13 protein-coding genes, 1 pseudogene and 1 riboswitch are annotated in these 16,730 nt (G+C 45.5%); all 14 genes and pseudogenes read left to right on the top strand.

The features are described 5' to 3' along the window. Positions 1–110 precede the first annotated feature (110 nt). The 14 genes and pseudogenes from EV586_RS08970 (at position 111) to EV586_RS08905 (ending at position 16,690) form a co-directional block, all read left to right on the top strand. The gene (locus tag EV586_RS08970) at positions 111–1,277 is read left to right on the top strand and encodes a pyridoxal phosphate-dependent aminotransferase (RefSeq protein ID WP_132944759.1); all 1,167 of its coding nucleotides are present in this window, start codon (positions 111–113) and stop codon (positions 1,275–1,277) included. A 79-nt stretch (positions 1,278–1,356) separates the two neighbouring features. Next, positions 1,357–1,468, top strand: a riboswitch (SAM riboswitch). Between the two features lie 85 nt (positions 1,469–1,553). After that, the gene (locus EV586_RS08965) at positions 1,554–2,774 is read left to right on the top strand and encodes a 2,3-diketo-5-methylthiopentyl-1-phosphate enolase (protein ID WP_132944758.1); all 1,221 of its coding nucleotides are present in this window, start codon (positions 1,554–1,556) and stop codon (positions 2,772–2,774) included. A gap of 27 nt (positions 2,775–2,801) precedes the next feature. Next, positions 2,802–3,482: a 2-hydroxy-3-keto-5-methylthiopentenyl-1-phosphate phosphatase gene (locus EV586_RS08960; protein WP_132944757.1), complete on the top strand. Its 681-nt coding sequence runs from the start codon at positions 2,802–2,804 to the stop codon at positions 3,480–3,482. After that, positions 3,479–4,156: a methylthioribulose 1-phosphate dehydratase gene (mtnB, locus tag EV586_RS08955; RefSeq protein WP_132944756.1), complete on the top strand. Its 678-nt coding sequence runs from the start codon at positions 3,479–3,481 to the stop codon at positions 4,154–4,156. The genes EV586_RS08960 and mtnB overlap by 4 nt, the downstream gene beginning before the upstream one ends. A 49-nt stretch (positions 4,157–4,205) precedes the next feature. Further along, a complete protein-coding gene (locus tag EV586_RS08950; RefSeq protein WP_132944755.1) occupies positions 4,206–4,748 on the top strand; it encodes a 1,2-dihydroxy-3-keto-5-methylthiopentene dioxygenase in 543 nt (180 codons plus the stop codon). A 143-nt stretch (positions 4,749–4,891) separates the two neighbouring features. Next, positions 4,892–5,887: a tyrosine-type recombinase/integrase gene (locus tag EV586_RS08945; protein WP_132944754.1), complete on the top strand. Its 996-nt coding sequence runs from the start codon at positions 4,892–4,894 to the stop codon at positions 5,885–5,887. Positions 5,888–6,192: 305 nt separating this feature from the next. After that, positions 6,193–7,944: a hypothetical protein gene (locus EV586_RS08940; protein WP_132944753.1), complete on the top strand. Its 1,752-nt coding sequence runs from the start codon at positions 6,193–6,195 to the stop codon at positions 7,942–7,944. 718 nt (positions 7,945–8,662) lie between these two features. Then, entirely contained in the window at positions 8,663–9,346 is a 684-nt protein-coding gene (locus tag EV586_RS08935) for a hypothetical protein (protein ID WP_132944752.1), read from the top strand. A 301-nt stretch (positions 9,347–9,647) separates the two neighbouring features. Next, positions 9,648–10,892 carry an IS21 family transposase gene (istA, locus tag EV586_RS08930; RefSeq protein WP_132944751.1) on the top strand — a complete coding sequence of 415 codons (1,245 nt, stop codon included), beginning with the start codon at positions 9,648–9,650 and terminating at the stop codon, positions 10,890–10,892. Further along, on the top strand, positions 10,889–11,668 hold the full coding sequence (istB, locus tag EV586_RS08925; protein ID WP_132944750.1) for an IS21-like element helper ATPase IstB: 780 nt from the start codon (positions 10,889–10,891) through the stop codon (positions 11,666–11,668). The genes istA and istB overlap by 4 nt, the downstream gene beginning before the upstream one ends. Before the next feature lie 415 nt (positions 11,669–12,083). Then, positions 12,084–12,626, top strand: a complete 543-nt coding sequence (locus EV586_RS08920) for a site-specific integrase (protein WP_132944749.1) — start codon at positions 12,084–12,086, stop codon at positions 12,624–12,626. Positions 12,627–12,813: 187 nt separating this feature from the next. Further along, entirely contained in the window at positions 12,814–15,105 is a 2,292-nt protein-coding gene (locus EV586_RS08915) for an nSTAND3 domain-containing NTPase (RefSeq protein ID WP_132944748.1), read from the top strand. A 259-nt stretch (positions 15,106–15,364) separates the two neighbouring features. Next, positions 15,365–15,592: pseudogene (locus tag EV586_RS08910) on the top strand (acireductone dioxygenase); the annotation flags it as partial. Between the two features lie 234 nt (positions 15,593–15,826). Beyond that, complete coding sequence (locus EV586_RS08905; protein ID WP_132944746.1) at positions 15,827–16,690, top strand: hypothetical protein; 864 nt, start codon at positions 15,827–15,829, stop codon at positions 16,688–16,690. The last annotated feature ends 40 nt before the right edge of the window (positions 16,691–16,730 follow it).

Genomic DNA, 16,730 nt, shown 5'->3' with positions numbered 1-16,730 from the left:
AAAGACACTCTGCGGAGTGTCTTTTTTGACTTGTCTTTCGATTTCAATTGGCTGTATAGTATTTACTTAGTGATTGCTATCGTTATTTTTTATGAAAGGGGTCTTTACCCATGAACATAAAATCGGCTGACCGTCTGCAGGGGCTGCCCACGCAGTTTTTCTCCACGATGGTCGCAAAAGTCAACTCCTACATTGCCGCCGGGCATGATGTGATCAACCTCGGCCAAGGCAACCCGGACTTGCCGACGCCGCCGCACATCGTCGAATCCCTGCGCCACGAAGTGCTCGACCCGGTGACGCACAAATACCCGCCGTTCTCCGGCCTGTTCGAGCTGAAACAGGCGATCGCCACTTGGTACAAAACGGAGTTCAACGTCGACCTTGACCCGGCGACCGAAGTCGCGATCCTCTTTGGCGGCAAGACCGGCCTCGTCGAGATCTCGCAATGCCTGCTCAACCCGGGCGATGTCTGCCTCGTGCCGGACCCGGGCTACCCGGATTACTGGTCGGGCGTCGCGCTGTCCGGCGCGGAGATGACGATGATGCCGCTGCTGCGCGACAACGCCTTCCTGCCCGACTACAGCCAGATCCCGGCGGACAAGCTGGCCAAAGCCAAGCTGATGTTCCTCAACTACCCGAACAACCCGACTTCGGCGACCGCGCCGGCCTCCTTCTACGAGGACACCGTCCGTTTTGCCGAACAGCACAACATCGTCGTTGCCTCCGACTTCGCGTATGGCGCGATCGGATTCGACGGGGAGAAGCCGGTCTCGTTCCTGCAGACGCCGGGCGCGAAAGAAGTCGGCGTCGAGTTCTACACCTTGTCCAAAACGTACAACATGGCCGGTTGGCGCGTCGGCTTTGCGCTCGGCAACAAAGACGTCATCTCTTTGATCAACCTGATCCAAGACCACTACTACGTCTCCTTGCCGGCTTTCATCCAGCGCGCTTCCGTCACGGCGCTGACCTCGCCGCAAGACTGCGTGCATGAGCTGGCGGCCACCTATCAGCGCCGCCGCGACGTGTTTGTCGGCGGACTGCGCCAAGCGGGCTGGGACGTGCTGAACCCGAAAGGCTCCTTCTTCACCTGGGTGCCCGTTCCGAAAGGCTTCACCTCGGTCGAGTTCTCGAACACGCTGCTCGAACAGGCGCACGTGATGGTCGCGCCGGGTGTCGGCTTTGGCCCGAGCGGGGAAGGGTATGTCCGCGTCGGGCTCCTGACCAGCGAAGAGCGCTTGCAGGAAGCGGTCGACCGGATGTGCAAGATTTCCATTTAAAAACTTCCGGCAAAGTGATTGACACACACCCCTGTTGGTTGTAATATCGTCTACAGAACTTTTCACACATATGAGACAACTCTTATCCAGAGCAGGCGGAGGGACTGGCCCTACGATGCCCGGCAACCGGTTTTCACAGATGATGATCACACGGTGCTAATTCCTACAGGAAATATCCTGAGAGATAAGAGGCGAACCCAGACATTCTGTCGCCTCTTTCTTTAAGTAGAAAGAGGCTTTTTATATTTTAACGATCAGCAAAGGAGCATCCGCCCTGTGACTACACAAGAATTCGTCCACGTTACCTACCTGGCGCACGGCAAGCCGGGTACCGATTGGCAGAAGAAAGCACAAGGCATCGCTGTCGGTCTGACCGTCGGCTCCTGGACCGACCTTCCGGAAGCGCGCAAAGACGCGATGCAAAAACACCTCGGCCACGCGGTGCGAGCTGAGGAGATCGGGCAGGACGCACACGGCCTGAGCCAAGCGTTGCTCACCGTCGCCTATCCGACGATCAACTTCACCCCGGACATTCCGGCGCTGCTCACCTCCGTGTTCGGCAAGCTGTCGATGGACGGCAAAATCCGCCTCGTCGACATCGAATTGCCCCCGGCATTCCAAAGCAAATTCCCGGGTCCGAAATACGGCATCGACGGCATCCGCCAACAGCTCGGCATCGAGAACCGGCCGCTGTTGATGAGCATTTTCAAATCGGTGATCGGCTATGACATCGACGCGCTGGCCGAAGCGTTCTACCAGCAAGCGCTCGGCGGCGTAGATCTGGTCAAAGATGACGAAATCTTCTTTGACGAAACGTACGCGCCGTTCGAAAAGCGCATCGAAGCATGCCGCCTGTCAGCGGAGCGCGCGAAAGAGCAGACCGGCAAATTCACGCTCTACGCGGCCAACCTGACCGGACCGGTCACCGAGATTTTCGACAAAGCGCACCGTGCGGTCGATGCTGGCGCCAACGCCCTGCTGCTGAACGTGCTGACCTACGGCTACGACGTGCTGCATCGCCTGGCAGCCGACCCGAAGATCACCGTGCCGATCATGGCACACCCGGCGATGGCCGGCGCGATGTATCCGTCTGAACAGTACGGCATCGCAGCGCCGGTCCTGCTCGGCAAGCTGATGCGCATCGCAGGCGCCGACTTCGTGCTCTACCCGTCGGCGTACGGCTCGGTCGCGATGGAGCGCGGTGAGACTTTGAAGATCGCCGAAGCGCTGCGCACCGAACACAGCGGCCTCAACCGCTCCTTCCCGGTCCCGTCGGCCGGCATCCATCCGGGTCTGGTCACCAAGTTGTATGCAGATCTCGGCAACGACCAGATCATCAACGCGGGCGGCGGCGTACACGGCCACCCGGGCGGATCGGCAGCGGGCGGACGCGCGTTCGTCGCGGCGATCGACGCGGTGGTGGCAGGCAAGACTTTGGCCGAAGCGGCGGAGCATGCCCCGGAATTGAAAACAGCGTTGGAGCTGTGGAACAAATAGAGTTTGGATAAAAGGAGACAGGCAGCCATGAGCAAACGCATCACGATCTTCTGTGATTTTGACGGCACGATAACAGAGCGCGATATGATCATCACGATCATGGAGCGGTTCGGCGCTCCGGGATGGGAGAGGATCAAGGATCAGATTCTCGGCCAAGAGATCGCGATCCAGACCGGCGTCGGCCAGCTTTTCGCCGGGATTTCTTCTGACAAGCGGGACGACATCGTGGCCTTCGCACAGGAGGTCGCGGTGATCCGCGCCGGGTTTGCAGAGTTCCTTACGTTTTGTGAAGAGCAAAACATCGACTTTTGGGTCACCAGCGGCGGGATCGACTTCTTCGTCCACCCGCTGCTCGCCCCGTTCGGGATCAACAACCCGATCTACAGCAACGCCAGCTCCTTTACCGGTGAGCAGATCGAAATCCTCTGGCCGAACGCGTGTGACGAGCACTGCACCAACGGCTGCGGGATGTGCAAGCCATCGGTGATGCGCAAGTTCCCGGATGAAGAGGTGTACAAAGTCGTGATCGGCGATTCGATCACCGACTTGCAGGCGGCGAAGCAGGCCGATTTCGTTCTGGCGAGAGCGTTTTTGCTGAAGCAGTGTCAGGAGCTGGGACTTCAGCACGCTGAATTTGCGACGTTTTACGACTGCATCACAGCACTGAAAACACTCATTAACGAACAAAAGGGGGAGGTTCTGTCATGAGCCAAACATTCTTGCAAGAAGAGCGCTACCGCATCGCGGAGCAACTTGTCAACGTATCCCAAAACTTCGCGAACAAAGGCTGGTTCCCGGCGACGAGCGGCAACCTGTCGGTCAAGCTGAGCCATGAGCCACTGACGTTTGGCGTCACCGCAAGCGGCAAAGACAAAGAGTACCTCACCATCCACGACATCTTGTTCGTTGACGGAGATTCGAAAGCGCTGGAAAGCACGCAGTTGAAGCCGTCCGCCGAGACGCTGGTGCATGCGGAAGTGTACAAGCGCATCGGGGCCGAGGCCGGTTCGGTGCTGCATGTGCACACGATTTACAACAACCTGATCTCGGAGATCTTCGCTGAGCAGGGTTCGGTGGTCATCTCCGACATGGAGCTGATCAAAGGCTTGAACATCTGGGAAGAGGGGGCGACGATTGAGGTGCCGATCGTGGAGAACTTCGCGGACATCCCGAAGCTGGCAGCCGAGATCGGCAAGCGCCTCGACCCGCGCGTGCCCGGTGTGCTGATTCGCAAGCATGGCATCTACGCCTGGGGCGACAGCGTGGCCGCTGCGAAACGCCATGTGCAGGCGTTCGAGTTCATGTTTGAGTACCTGTTCAAGTACCTGCAGTTCCAGCGTTCCGCCGGTGTTGAGCCTGCAGTTGTTGGAAATTTGCGTTAAACTAGAAGCAGAGCATCGAACCGATTACTGATCTCGAGGAGGAATTATCATGCCGTCCATCCGTTTTGTCGAAACCAACGAACGCATCGAAGGGCTGGAGCAAGTGTCCGAGTACCTCAAGACCCAAGGCATCGTCTATGAGCACTGGGATATTTCCAAGCTCCCGCAGCAATTGAAAGAAGACTATCAAGTTACTCCGGAGCTGCAAGAAGCGATTCTGAAAACCTTCCGCCCGGAGATCGATGCCCTGTCTGAGAAGCGCGGCTACAAGTCTTCCGACATCGTGGTACTGTCCGACCAGACCCCGAATCTGGAAGACCTGCTCACCAAGTTTAAAGATGAGCACCACCACACCGAAGACGAAGTGCGTTTTATCGTCGACGGCGAAGCGATCTTCACCCTGAAAGGGCCGAACGATGACACGTACTATGACGTGTTCCTATACCCGGGCGACCTGATCTCCGTGCCGACCAATACCCGTCACTGGTTCACGCTGACCGAGCTGGGCAAGGTGAAGGCGATCCGTATCTTTGAAAGCAAAGATGGCTGGGTTGCGGTGTATGATGAGAGTGAGTTGCAGAAGCAGGCGTAGTGCTTGTTTGTGGGGCGCGTAGAGAGCTTTTCTACAACGAACTAGACAGGAAAATGTTGAGTTCGGTTTGACGAAAATGCTAGTTCGTTGTGGTGATTCGAGAGTCATAACCTCCTGATGCCAAAACACAGGGGGTTTTTCTTATGTCCAAAAAACGTGTCACTTTACGCAAGGGTGCAACACAAGAAGTAACAGGAATCACGCAGAAGAAATTTTCGCTCCAACAGTTGTTTGACTTGTTTATTGCCTCCAAAAAAGCTGAGGGGTCGTCTAGCCGCACGATTCAGGATTATCATGACCATTACAGGTATTTCATCCTTTGGCTCGAAACAACGGAGCGGGATCACATGACACCTTACGAATTGGATGTGAACATATTTCGTATTTACATCGCCTATATGTCTGACAAATATTCTCCAGTTACAGTCAATACACGATTGACTACAATCAAAACGATGTTCAACTTTCTGTTTGAGGAAGGACTGCTGCCAACAAATCCTCTTCAAAGAATTCGCAAAGTTCGAGAGCCAGAGGATACGATAGGGGCTTTTTCAGAAGAACAGGTCACTTCATTGCTTGCACAGCCTGACCAACGTACTTTTTATGGATTTCGTGATTATGTCATGATGACTTTGATGCTAGACACGGGAATACGCATCAATGAAGTTCTGTCGCTAGAGGTAAAAAATATGGATTTCGCGCAACGTCAAATTACGATTGAGGGAGGGAAAAGTAAAAACAAACGCGCACGAGTAATTCCAATAACAAAACACACCGCAAAACTGCTCCATGAGTTAGTATGTGAGACGAAGCAACATTTTTCGATTGATCTTGTTTTTGTATCAAGTGACGGGAATCCAATGAGTTACTTTACTGCCTACTCAAATATCAGTAAGTACGGTGCAAAAGCAGGCATTGACGACGCGAGAGTATCTCCACATACCTTTAGACATACGTTCGCCAAAATGTACATTTTGAGTGGAGGAGATGCGTTCTCTTTACAGAGAATCTTAGGTCATTCGACACTTCACATGGTGAGAAAGTATATTCAATTAAACACTGAAGATTTACGAATGAAGCATGCACAGCATAGCCCTATTCTGTCACTAATGTCAAAAAGGGCTCGTGCAAAGAGATAATCAAGATTCCCCATATAAGAATCAAAAGAGCAGGTCAATTCGATCTGCTCTTTCTATGTTCATTAATCACAAAACTATGGTCTAACTTTTTCGAGAATACTGATTCTCTCGCCTTATTTTTCAACGTTTATCTACGATCTCACGATTATTACTATATAATATAATTGAAGAAGTGAAATGAAGTAGAAGAAGAACAACACGCGAAATGCGCGTACGCATTCTGCATCAAATGAAAACGACGTTTTCATCTTTGATTGACTTATCAGCCGTTACAATATGAGCTACGCGAGGGGGGATCAGCGTCTATGGACGGTATGCTGCCAGATGAATTTACTAATGATGAATATGCTTTAGAATATGGCTCAGCATATGTTGCAAAAATGCAATATCTTGAACATGTTATGCTCAACTATGAGACAGGTAATGAATGTTTTAATGTCCTCAATTTTGAGGGAGGATTGGGAAAGTCGCTTCACATTTTGCGAGTGTTAGACCGTTACCTCTCACAGGACGAGAGTAAAATGAATTTCCTTATAGTGAAAAAGTTCAACAAAGAGATTGAGAAATCAGCAAATTATTTGACTGGTCGCGGACATTTTTCGGTTGTTGGGCTCACCTCTGAGAATTGGACTTCTGAGTGGGCAAAAAAACCAGATTCTTTAAAAAATGTTCGCGTGATATTTATTAGCCACGAACGATACATAAAACTCTGTCTAAGCGATGATCGGAAGTATTTCATGGAAGGTAGACACGTTTTAATCATTGATGAAAAAGTTGTTTTCCCAATCCATACTTTCAACAAAGCGAAGTACGATAAAATTAGAGCTTATTTTCCGCGACCTCTCCAGAAAGAGTATGATAAAGTCTGCGATCCGTTGTTACATTGGCTCGACAAGCTCGAAGATCAAAAAAACCAATGTAATCGCGTTAAGGCAAATATACACCCTGCAACAATTTCAAACTTTAAAAGTATCGTCGAGCCATACTTGTCCTCGCTAGCGATTAAGGAGCGCCAAGAGGTTGATCATTTTTTACAAGGTATAGACATTTGGTACGGGACTAAATGCGCATTCAACAGCGGGAACATCTCCGGCTCCGACCCAAGGTACAAGCATTGGGGAATGTACAATAACATCATTTTGGACGCTTCAGCCAACATTGATGGTGCCTATAAGCTTGATAAAAACAAGTTTAGGATTATCAATCAAGGAAATGTAATTGATCACAGCAACTGCATCTTCAATATCTATCAATTCAATTCTAGTAAGAGCAACATCCGTAAAAATCAGGAACACATGTTAGCTGAAGTTGTGCAAAAAATTCAACTAAACTTGCAAGCTGAAGACCGTATCCTTCTGATCTGTCATAAGGAAAATGCCGAAAAACTGAATCGGTACTTGCATGAAGTCGGGCTTGATGACGTTCTAGTTCATGAAAAGGAAAAAGAGTACGGAGGGGAACAGATAGTCATCAATTGGTACGGAAACCTTGTGGGAAAAAACGATTACAGCCTATTCAACAAATGCTGGCTGATTGGGACACCAAATCTCCCTTTTGAGCATTACTTGTTACATTATCTTCAATATTCGAATATTAATTGGGGGAAGAAGGGGCTGGCACTTCACGCTGGACGGTTTACGAATGATACATTTCATAGTGTACAGCTTGGCTTTGTCTCTGCAGAAATTTACCAAGCTCTAAAGCGGATACAGCGTGTATCGGTACCACACGGTGAGTTCAACCTTGTCCTCAATAATGATGAGATTGTGACAAAGGTGCTAAGCAGCTTTAAAAACTCAATCAATAGAGAAGTCCTACATTTTGATTTCAAGGTAAAGCAGGATGAGGAAAGAACGGAAACCCGAAGTTTACGCGCTACTGAACTTGCGAATTACCTTAAGGGTTTGCCAATGGGTGAATACAGCAAGAAGTCGATCCGAGAAGCAAATGGAATAGATCAGCCACATTTCTCAGACTATTTGAAGCATCCAAAAATCTTGAAATTGACGCAAGAGGGAAAGATCATAATCCGTTATAAGACCATTACGGTACTGTAAGGAGCTCAGTACAGCACTGGACATGTGAGGGAGGGGGAATCTCTTCCCTTTTTTTATTGGAGTAGCATTGTGCTACTCCTTTTTCTATAGTTGGGGACCACTGTCATGTTGAATCGACAGCAACGGTCAAGATTGTCAGCAGACGGACAAAGCGACTAGCAGCAATATGTATCAAAAATAACCATTATTGCTCTGTATCAGATTTTTAGATTCAAGCCTGAACCAAGGTAACACCCTCCACTCAAAAACGCAATACAGGTCAAATATGAAGGGTTGAGAGGGTGTTGTTGATGGTTAGGGTAGGGAACAGCGTATTTCTTGAAAGCAGCAATGGTTCATATCAAAAGCGTACAATTTATACTGATCGAAGGTCTTTTTAATGCACTGAGTCTATCAATGTACCACAGGGTTTTTACTACCTATATACTATTGTAGGTAGTAAAAACCCTAGACTACTTCGATATAGAACTATAGATTTGATGAGAAATAAAGGAAACAATATTATTATATATTTTATACAAGAGAGATAGACCATGCTCCGCAAAACCATATGCGATAAAGGTTGTATAGCATGCCGAAAAATCAGGGAGTGGCAATATGCCATTCTCTTATGTATTTTACGCGGTCAAACAAGTTCGTCAATTTGTGGCCAAGATCGATAGCAAGTGACAAAGTGAACAGTAGAATGTAACTTGTGAAAAACTTAGGGGGAACTAACATGGAATGGAATGTAGAAGCATTTCGACAACATTGTGTTCGACTTGATCTACCGGATACATCTGTATTTTTATCTTCGTTAGAATTGAAAAATAGAAGAACAAGATTCTATGGTAGATTAGCTAAAGATGTATGGAAAGATTATTATCTCTCTAAGAACGGTAAGATCAAATTCAGTGAGGAGTCTTTTGGAGAAGCTATATTCGCTTACGAATCACATGTCGAATCATCTCTTTACTCTTTGTATTCAATGGCGGATATAATGGCTCAAATAATTAATTCTGTTGCTCTGAGTGAAAAATTCCCTGAAGATGCGGTTACGCTTAGCAAGGTGTCACGAAGGATCAATCATGAGAATAAGGTTCATCAAGTAATTGATGCAATTCAACAAATGAAAAACTCTGATGAATTTCGCTTCGTTGCAGGGTTTGTGAATGTTTTGAAACACAGGAAAATGGTAGAGGCGTATGTTAAATTGCAATTTGATAAAAGAGATGAAAACATCTTTGGGATCTCCTTTCGTGGATTTGAATATGGAGAAGAGATATATCCATCGGTGCTGATGGATTTAATTATCAACGAAATAACTGAAGAATTCATAGATAGGTTAATATATATAGGTACAATGATGAATGATTACCTAGAGAAAAGTCTCAACTGTCAAAACAAATTGCCAGCAGAGTAGATGGAAATTATCCAATTTTGGCGCTGTTTTCAATTTATGATCAAAGGGTTCACAGATGTACCTCGCCGATATATAAACTTAATACAAGGCAAATGTGAAGGGCTGAGAAGGTATGAAACTGGTCATTTTATTTATTGCTTATTGAAATTATATTTAAATCGGCTCCTGCTCTTTAGGGAACAAATGGGCAACCTGAAGGGTTGCCTTTTCGATTTTGTGAGCAACGGTTGTAAAATACCCAATATAAACGGTTGAAAATTCCCCACTTCCAACGGACAATCTCTCCGAGAGGAGAGAAATTATGGTCAAGAACGGGGAATTTTTTGTGATCAAAGAGATGAAACAACGAGGAATGAGCATCACGGCCATTGCGAAAGAGCTTGGCCGTGATCGTAAGACGATACGTAGGTGGTTACGCGAGGAGTACCCTGAAACTTACCAGCGGACAACAGTAATGCCTGAGAAGTTAGCACCTTTCAAAGCTTACGTTCGAAAGAGGATGGAAGAAGGGTGTTTGAATGCGGTTGTTATTCTGGACGAGATTCGAGCCGCAGGCTATACCGGTGGCATTACCATTCTTCGAGATTTTATGCGACCACTTCGACCCCAAGTTGCTTCAAAGGCAACGGTTCGATTTGAAACCCCGCCTGGAAGACAAGCACAAGTGGACTGGGGCGAGTTTCGTGTAGATTGGCACGGTAAGAAGAAACGTCTTTATGCGTTTGTTATGGTGTTGGGTTACTCTCGAATGATGTACGTGGAGTTTACGGAGGATCAGCGTCTTGAGACTTTAATCGGTTGCCATGAAAGGGCGATGAGATACTTTGGCGGCATTACTGAAACGTGCCTCTACGACAACATGAAAACGGTCGTTTCGGGGACTGACGATCAAGGGGAAGTTGTTTGGAATGATCGTTTCGCTCGGTTCGCTTCCCATCATGGTTTCTTGTTGCGCCGCTGTCGCCCCTATCGGGCTAGAACGAAGGGAAAGGTAGAGAACGGAGTGGGCTATGTACGAAAAAACTTCTGGCAGAGGGTTCAGACATTCACGGATCTCCAGAATCTCAATGAACAAGCGATCAAGTGGCTGAATACAGTTTCCAATGTGCGCCTGCACGGCACCACGCAAGAACGACCTGTTGACCGTCTCATCCGTGAGCATTTGAAATCGCCCGCAGTTGAACCTTTTGACTACGTGGATTATCAGGTTCGTAAAGTGTCGTCAGACACGCTCATTTCCTACGAAGGAAATCGCTACTCGGTTCCAATTCGCCTTGTAGGTCATCTGGTAAGTATCAAGGATGATCGTCGCGGCGGCATTCATATCTATCACGAAGGTAAAGTCATCGCTGAGCACAGAAAGGCTACAGGACACCGAGAAGTTGTACAAAATAAAAACCACTTCAACGGAATTCGAAAAGACAGCGTCGAGAAACCGGTCGGCCAACCATCACCTCGACTTATGTCCAATCCAATACCTGAAGTGGCTGTACGCCCTCTCGCCGCCTATGATCAGCTTATGGACGAGGGAGTGATGCGCTCATGATCATACAAGAGCGCCTGCAGGCTGCCTTTCAACAGTTTGGATGGGTACGGATTCCCGACACCCTCCATGCCCATGCGGAAGAAGCAGCTAAACACAATCTAACGTATTTAGAGTTTCTAGACAAGCTTCTTCAAGAGGAGTTAGCGGCGAAACACGAGCGATATCTTAAGACTAGGACACGCTTAGCGAAACTGCCTTACCATAAGACATTGGATCAGTTTGATTTCGAATTTCAACCATCCATTGATGAACGGCGAATTCGGGATCTGGCTACCTTACGGTTTGTGGAGCATCAGGAGAATGTCATACTTCTGGGTCCACCCGGTGTAGGGAAGACTCACCTAGCGGTAGCTTTGGCCATGGAAGCAATCAGCCGACGAAAGACGGTCTACTTCACGTCAGCTCATGACCTTGTTCAGACACTCCAAGACGCACATCGCAGTGGTTCAATTCAGCAGAAGGTGCGTGCCTACACCAAGCCTGACATGCTCTTGATTGATGAAATTGGGTATCGAAAAATGGATGAAACAGCTGCCCACTTCTTCTTTCAAATCGTGTCGGAGAGGTATGAAAAAGGATCCATTGTGCTCACTTCCAACAAGTCCTTCGGAATGTGGGGAGATATCTTTGGCGATACCGTCTTGGCGACAGCCATTCTAGACCGCCTCCTCCACCATTCCAGCACCATCAACATTAAGGGGGAGAGTTATCGAGTGAAGGAAAAGAAAAAAGCGGGGTTCTTTAGGTCTGAGAATCAAGCGGATCAGCATGCGTAATCGTTCGCGCTAGATCGGCGAAACTGGGGAATTTTCAAACGGTGTTTTTGAGGAATTTTCAACTGATGTTGACAATTTAGCGGGAGGGAGATCGGAGTAGAGGTCAAAAGTAGCAAAAGAACACTTCTATTTGCAGTAATTTGTTTTTCACCGATTCCGATAATCGGGGGCATTTTGAGGATGTTTTGAGCTTAGATCGTTAAGGAATAGGGAATTTACCGAACTCGATTTCATAAGCACGTCATAGATTGAATGTAACACAATAGATAAAGAGTTACATTCAAGGAAATGCCGCCAACCCTTGATATATAAGGGTTTTAAGCAAATATAGAAAAATTTGTTGCTTCATAATGTAACATATTGTATGATTGAGTTACATTGAATGTAACAAAACGTATATCAAAGGGGTATAGAAATGGAATTCGTACAGCCTATTCGTGACAAAAAGCAGATCGAGGAGATGAAGAAGGTACTCAGAAAACAATCGCTTCGTGACTGGTTTCTGTTTGTCCTTGGGATCAATACAGGATTACGTGTAAGCGACGAACTTACCTTGAAGGTTAAGAATGTACGCAATCAAACACACATCACCATCAAAGAGAGTAAGACAGACAAAGACAAGAGATTTAGAATCAACGGGGCATTGCGTGAGTGCATTGACGAGTATGTTGAGGGGATGGTAGATGAAGCGTGGCTGTTTCCCTCTAGGAAGGGTGACAAACCAATTTCGAGGGTACAGGCATATCGAATCCTGAATGCTGCTGCAGAGAAGGTCGGGGTGGAAGAGATCGGGACTCATACCATGAGGAAGACATTCGGCTACCACCATTATAAACAGAACAAAGACGTTGTCATGCTTCAGAAGCTCTTTAATCACTCTGCCCCGTCCGTGACGCTTCGCTACATTGGTATTGAACAAGATGAAATGGACGCATCAATTGAAGAGTTCAGCCTATAACCATCCGAGAGGGTGGTTTTTTGTAGGGGGGTGGGAAAACATCCCTTTCCGCGTATCAAACGGCGAAAAGAGAGAGAGCACTTCTATTTACATAACCGGGTTAGAAAAATGAAATGAACATTTTATTGAGTGTTCTAATTAGGTAGTATAAAATTATGATGTTAGATTATTCAGGAGGGGTGCTATAATGTCGAAATATGATTTTACCTCGCTGTCGGATTTTGATTTCGAAATTTTAACTAGAGATCTTTTGCAATGCGAACTGCAATTAACCTTGGAAAGTTTTAAGAACGGTCGAGATAATGGTATTGATCTTCGATATAGTAGGAGAAAAAAGAACGAGATCATCATCCAATGCAAACATTATTCAGGGTCTGGATATAGTCAACTTAAGCAAGCTGTGAATAAGGAGGTTGAAAAAGTACGAAAACTTAATCCCAAGAGATATATTCTTGTAACATCCCTCGGTTTGACACCAGCAAATAAGGATGAATTATTAGAAACACTAAAACCATATTGCAAAACTACCGGAGACATTTTTGGGAAAGATGACCTGAATAATCTACTAACTAAATTCACCGAAATAGAAAAGAAAAACTTCAAATTATGGCTAACTAGTGCAACTGTACTGGACAAAATTTTGAATAATTCAATTTATAATAACAGTGAAATACAAAAAGAAAATATAATTACGAAGCTTAAGAATTATGTACAAAACGAAAGCTATAAAGTGGCGAAGGATATATTGGCTAAACAAAATTATTGTGTAATCTCCGGTATACCGGGTATTGGAAAAACCACATTGGCTGAGATTTTGTTAGTAGATTATCTATCTCGTGATTATCAAATTGTGAAAGTGTCCCATTCGATTTCGGAAGCCTTTGATGTATATCATTCTTCGAAGAAACAAGTGTTTTATTATGACGATTTTCTAGGTCAAACTAACCTAACCGAGAAACTTCGAAAGAACGAAGACCAGCTTTTACTGGATTTTATCGAGGCGGTAAGAAGATCCAAGAATACTAAGTTCATCTTGACTACACGAGAGTATATTTTGAACCAGGCGAAAACAACATATGAAAAATTGGAACGGTCAAAATTTGATATTAGAAAATGTATCGTTGATTTATCGGACTACACTAAATTTGATCGTGCCAAGATACTGTATAATCATTTACATTTTTCAAACTTACCTTTGGAATATAAGAGGGAATTAGTGAAGAATAGAAATTATTGGCAAGTTATTAACCATGATAATTATAGTCCTCGTATTATTGAATGGATGACTGATCTTACAAGAAACCCTGATTTAACTACGAAAAATTATTTCGTTACTTTTTTATCAAATCTCAACAACCCTTCATCATTATGGACACACGCATTTGAAAGACAAATCTCGAAGGCTGCTCAACACATATTAATAATAATGGTAAGTCTTCCACCTGAAGTAACTTTGGCTGATTTGGAGAAAGCATTTGACGAATTTCACAACCTCCGCTCTGACAAATATCGCACGTCATTTAAGTCAACTGACTTTAGAGACGCTTTAAAAGAGGTGGAGAGCACCTTTGTAAGGATATTTAGACATGGGGATGAGACATTGGTAAGTTTTCACAATCCTTCTGTCCGTGATTTTATGGAGAACTACTTGAAAGCTAATGTGGGGGAGTTGAAGGATCTTCTTGACTCTACTATCTTTTTCTATCAGTGTGCTGTCATCTGGGGAATAAGAAAGAAGATCGATAAGGATTCTCCTAGATTAGTTCTGGACTTTATTTCTAATTTTGTTGATAGTATTGCTCGTACGATTAATTCAAAAGATGTTCTCTATGAAAAGCTTCCGAACGGTAGACTAATAACAAAACATACTCCTTTTGAAGAAAGGGTATCTTTTGTTATTGACGTAGCCGAGGAACAAAACTGTCAAAAGATTATTGAATTACTAGATCGATTAATCACTGATCAAATAGAAAGAATTCAGAAAAGGGAGTTAAGTTATGAATCATTATTGAGTATGCTGCGGAAAATAAGCCGAAGTACAGTAGAAAGTAGTATGGAACAGAGTAAGTTATTGGATTTGCGGAGACTGTCCAAGGATAACTATACAAATCGGTACAGTGAGGTTGAAGACTTTCTATACGTTGCTTCACTATCAGAAATATTTCCTTCAGATTTTTCCGTGGATGAGATTGCAGAACTCCGGGAAGAATTCATTGAATTTTATGAAGGAAATTATGATATGGTTTTGGGCGAAGGAGACCCCACTATATTAAGACAATATGCTGACGTAGTAGAAGAAATCACAGCATATCTGGAAATAAATTCACTTGAACCAGACTATGAAGTTTTTAGGGAAGAAGCTGATAATATTGAGCGTGAGCATGAGCCGGATGATGATGATTATTGGGACTATAGAGGTAGCGATAATAGTGATGATTCAGAAGACAAACAAATCGAAATGATGTTTGATCTTATTTGAGGTCATAAGCCGTGTCCTTTGTGGATGCGGTTTTTTATTTTCTGGTACAGATACCAAAGTGGAGTTATTTCGTAATGTCACCAAATTGAATTTCATATTAGACATACACCAAATTCTGTGGTAATTTGAGTTAAATCGCACTGTATGAAGTTGATAGTTCGGTGTATCGTCAAAAGTCCGATTGTCACTTCAACATGCGAAAACTCAATAGCATCAATGGTTATAACACTCTAACGTGACTCCATAAACCCACACCGAAGACGAAGTGCGTTTTATCGTCGACGGCGAAGCGATCTTCACCCTGAAAGGGCCGAACGATGACACGTACTATGACGTGTTCCTATACCCGGGCGACCTGATCTCCGTCCCGACCAACACCCGCCACTGGTTCACGCTGACCGACCTGCGCAAGGTGAAAGCGATCCGTATTTTCGAGAGCAAGGACGGCTGGGTTGCGGTGTATGATGAGAGTGAGTTGCAGAAGTAAGGGTAATGCGCTAATGGTTAGAGCTTCACTCTATAGTGGCAAGTCACGGAAAACCTCCTGAGCGATCACAGGAGGTTTTCCTTTTTTACCAATAGCGCTGTTTTGCAATACCAGATGGATGAAAGTGAACATATTATTTTGGATTATTTTATAATATATGAAACTTTTTCCAGTTATTTTCGTCTAAATGTATAGTGGTTAAGGCCACGTGAAAATATAAATGGAGGGGAAAATATGAAAGTTTTGAAGACGAGTATTTCAGCTTTGCTAATCTCTTCTGTGCTCATGAGCCCTGCGTTTGCCAATGATTCTGAGGGAATCATTGCGAGTCAGCATTCTACAGTAGTCGGAGATCTCGACGAATCACAAAAGCATGAAGTGGAAGCAATCATCTCATCAGGGATGAAAGAGAAATGGACGGATCATCAGTTTAATCAAGCGCTGTCTAAATACGGCATGAAGAAAGAACCGATGATTGCACCGTATAAAACTAATGTAGGCATTGAAAGTTTACGCGGTCAAGTGTACATGCCTGCCCCTACAACTTTCACATACGATAGTGGAAGAAAGCGTGTAATTACCGGACAGATGACCTGGTATAGTGACAGCACAGGAAAACCTTACTGGGCATACGATAAAAGTATCGCTGGCAATATGGGCGGTGAAGATGAAATTGGATTGTACCTGTCGAATGGAGCAAAAGATAACATTCGCGTCTTTGACTCAAGTATGAAATCGGAAGATCGTTGTGGGAGTGTGTACTACCACGGAGGGTCCCCCTATACGCGCCATCATGAAAGTGACACAGGGGTACTACACAAAGCCCAGGATACGGTCATTAACCGAATAGGCAGTGGTTGCGGTTATACTTGGAACAATGTTGATTACAACTTTGACACCGCATGGGTATATATGTATATGGAAAAGCGAAACACAACTCAGAAAGTAGATGTGGATGTTCGTACCCAGTTTGCTCATACTTGGAGTACAACTGTGATCAACTCCTTCTCGTTTGGTTTAGACAGTTTCGGCTTCGGGTATTCAAACCCGAGCTACGGTTGGGATACTGTTTCGGTCCCTTATCGACTGATTTGGTAGCGAAACTTTAAAAAGGAGACGGGGGATTCAGATCTCCCGT

The organism is Tumebacillus sp. BK434 (assembly GCF_004340785.1).
GTDB lineage: Bacteria > Bacillota > Bacilli > Tumebacillales > Tumebacillaceae > Tumebacillus_A.
Note: the sequence above shows the minus strand (reverse complement) of the source record. Positions and strands in the feature narration are given on the sequence as shown.

Excerpts from the sequence above, each read along its gene's own strand:
- EV586_RS08960 (WP_132944757.1), top strand. The coding sequence starts at position 2,802 with ATGAGCAAACGCATCACGATCTTCTGTGATTTTGACGGCACGATAACA.
- EV586_RS08920 (WP_132944749.1), top strand. The coding sequence starts at position 12,084 with ATGGAATTCGTACAGCCTATTCGTGACAAAAAGCAGATCGAGGAGATG.
- EV586_RS08915 (WP_132944748.1), top strand. The coding sequence starts at position 12,814 with ATGTCGAAATATGATTTTACCTCGCTGTCGGATTTTGATTTCGAAATT.
- istB (WP_132944750.1), top strand. The coding sequence starts at position 10,889 with ATGATCATACAAGAGCGCCTGCAGGCTGCCTTTCAACAGTTTGGATGG.
- EV586_RS08950 (WP_132944755.1), top strand. The coding sequence starts at position 4,206 with ATGCCGTCCATCCGTTTTGTCGAAACCAACGAACGCATCGAAGGGCTG.
- EV586_RS08935 (WP_132944752.1), top strand. The coding sequence starts at position 8,663 with ATGGAATGGAATGTAGAAGCATTTCGACAACATTGTGTTCGACTTGAT.
- EV586_RS08970 (WP_132944759.1), top strand. The coding sequence starts at position 111 with ATGAACATAAAATCGGCTGACCGTCTGCAGGGGCTGCCCACGCAGTTT.
- EV586_RS08905 (WP_132944746.1), top strand. The coding sequence starts at position 15,827 with ATGAAAGTTTTGAAGACGAGTATTTCAGCTTTGCTAATCTCTTCTGTG.
- EV586_RS08945 (WP_132944754.1), top strand. The coding sequence starts at position 4,892 with ATGTCCAAAAAACGTGTCACTTTACGCAAGGGTGCAACACAAGAAGTA.
- istA (WP_132944751.1), top strand. The coding sequence starts at position 9,648 with ATGGTCAAGAACGGGGAATTTTTTGTGATCAAAGAGATGAAACAACGA.
- mtnB (WP_132944756.1), top strand. The coding sequence starts at position 3,479 with ATGAGCCAAACATTCTTGCAAGAAGAGCGCTACCGCATCGCGGAGCAA.
- EV586_RS08940 (WP_132944753.1), top strand. The coding sequence starts at position 6,193 with ATGGACGGTATGCTGCCAGATGAATTTACTAATGATGAATATGCTTTA.